1 protein-coding gene is annotated in these 1,693 nt (G+C 70.3%); it reads right to left on the reverse strand.

Annotated elements, in window-relative coordinates; genetic code table 11:
• Positions 1-72: 72 nt before the first annotated feature.
• A partial coding sequence (locus tag VTU_RS30205) for a DUF4118 domain-containing protein (protein WP_010110208.1) occupies positions 73-1,693 on the reverse strand: 1,621 nt, incomplete at its 5' end.

Consider the following 1,693-nt stretch of genomic DNA (forward strand, 5'->3'; position numbering starts at 1 on the left):
GAATTCGACCTCGTTGTGATGATCGGGTATGCCGACGTCCGTAGTTCTCGACCTGCGGATTGTACTGGCGTGCTAGCGCTGCACGCCCTGCGCGTCCGCACCATGGTCGGTGGGCGGGGTGCCGCGCGGCAGCGAAATGGTAAAGCAGGCGCCGCTGGCCTGCCCCTGCGCCGACACCAGCGTATCGCCCCGGATGCTGCCGCCATGCGCGTGCACGATGGCGCGGCAGATGGCCAGGCCCAGGCCCACGCCCGGGGTGGCGCTCTCGCGTGCGCCGCGCTCGAATTTTTCAAACAGCAGCTCCTCGCGCCCCTTGGGCAGTCCGGGGCCGTGGTCGGTGATGCGCAGCAGCACCGCGTCGCTCTGCGACTGCGCCGCGATGGTGATGGCGCTGCCGGCGGGCGTGTACTTGGCGGCGTTTTCCAGCAGGTTGGCCAGCACGCGCTCCATCAGCACGGCGTCCAGGTGCAGCAGCGGCAGGTCGGCCGGGAGTTGCACCTCCACGGGATGTCCCGCGAGCGCGGACGCGCTGGTGCTCAGCGCGCTGCCCACCACCTCTTCCAGCGGTTGCCAGGCCTTGTGGAATTGCACCGCGCCGGCTTGCAGCCGGGCCATGTCGAGCAGGTTGTTCACCAGCGCGCTCATGCGCCGGACCGATTGCAAGATGGCGCGGGTCAGCTCCTGCTGCTGCGCGGGCAGCGGCGGCTGCGCCATGCCCAGCGTGTCGGCCAGCCCGGCCAGCGATGCCAGCGGCGTGCGCAGGTCGTGTGAAATCGCAGACAGCAGCGAATTGCGCAGCCGCTCCGACTCGATCTGCAGCGTGCTCTTTTGCGCCACGTCGATGTAGTGGATGCGCTCGAGCGAGGTGGCCAGCAGCGACGCGCAGGTTTGCAGCAAGCGCCTTGGCTCCACGCCCAGGCGCTGGCCCTGCGGCACGGCCACCACGAGCACGCCGCGCACGCGCATGGGTGCCTTGAGCGGCAGCACCAGCGTCGGGCTCGCGGGCAGGGTGTCGGTGCCATGGCCCGCGGGCTCGCCGCGCGTGAAGGCCCATTGCGCCACGGCCATGTCAACGGGCGCGGTGCCGCCGGGCAGCAGTTGCAGGTGCTCGTCGTCGTCGACCAGCACGAGCGCCGAATCCGCGCCGAATTCGCCCGTCAGGAAGCGTGCGCCGATTTCTGCGACCTGCCCGGGCAGGAGCGCGGACGAGAGGTCGCGCGCCATGTCGTACAGGCTGCGCACCCGGTGCGCGCGCAGGGTTGCGGCCTCGGCCTGTACCTTGAGCCCGGCGGTGAGCTGTCCGACCACCAGCGCCACCACCAGCATCACGCCGAAGGTGACGAGGTACTGCGCGTCGCTGACGGCCAGGGTCAGGCGCGGCGGGACAAAGAAGAAGTCAAAAAACACCACGCCCATGAACGCTGCCAGCACCGCGGGGCCGCGTCCATGGCGCAGCGCCACACCCACCACGACCAGCAGGAACAGCATCACGATGTTCGTCAGTTCCAGCACCTGCACCAGCGGGGTGGCGAGCAGCGCCGCCGCGCAACAGGCCAGTCCTGCGATGAGGTAACCGGGCCAGAAGGGGTGCTTGCGCCGGCCGGGGGACGGGCGCAGCGACAGCCTGCGGCGCGGCGCGGCGGGTGCGCCCACCTGCAACAGGTCCAGGTCGCAGGCCAGCTTGCCCAACTGC

It is taken from the genome of Verminephrobacter aporrectodeae subsp. tuberculatae At4 (assembly GCF_000193225.1).
GTDB classification, from domain to species: domain Bacteria; phylum Pseudomonadota; class Gammaproteobacteria; order Burkholderiales; family Burkholderiaceae_C; genus Acidovorax; species Acidovorax aporrectodeae.